Below are 372 nucleotides of genomic sequence, written 5' to 3'. Positions count from 1 at the left end.
TGCCCAGCGACACATCATACCATGTATCCCGGCCTTCAAGATCATTGACTTTCTGCGAAGCCAGAACGGGATCTGCCCCGACTTCCAGTTTCATAGATTTAGGCTGCATGGCATAAAACATGGCGTCATTGCTGCTAAAGTCATGGTTGGCTGCCAATTTCAGGTAGGCTTCACCGCTGTGGCTGCCCTGCCCGTATTTTCTGCCCAGGGTTATTGCGGCATGGCCGGTCAGCATGCCGCTTTGATCCTGCATGTATTCAAGGTCATTGGCCGTGCGGAAATCATAGGCCCGTGTAACGCCATAAGACAGCCCGATCTGCGGCTCCAGGAACCAGCCGTTGTTTCTTGTTATATAGCGGCCATAGCGGGCAC

1 protein-coding gene is annotated in these 372 nt (G+C 53.5%); it reads right to left on the bottom strand.

Annotated features, from left to right (window positions below; genetic code table 11):
- On the bottom strand, window positions 1-310 hold a 310-nt coding region (locus I6751_RS00240; RefSeq protein WP_231037990.1), incomplete at its 3' end, for a hypothetical protein.
- Between the last annotated feature and the right edge of the window lie 62 nt (window positions 311-372).

The sequence above is a fragment of the Pectinatus frisingensis genome, from assembly GCF_015732285.1.
GTDB classification, from domain to species: Bacteria; Bacillota; Negativicutes; order Selenomonadales; family Selenomonadaceae; genus Pectinatus; species Pectinatus frisingensis.
Note: the sequence above shows the minus strand (reverse complement) of the source record. Positions and strands in the feature narration are given on the sequence as shown.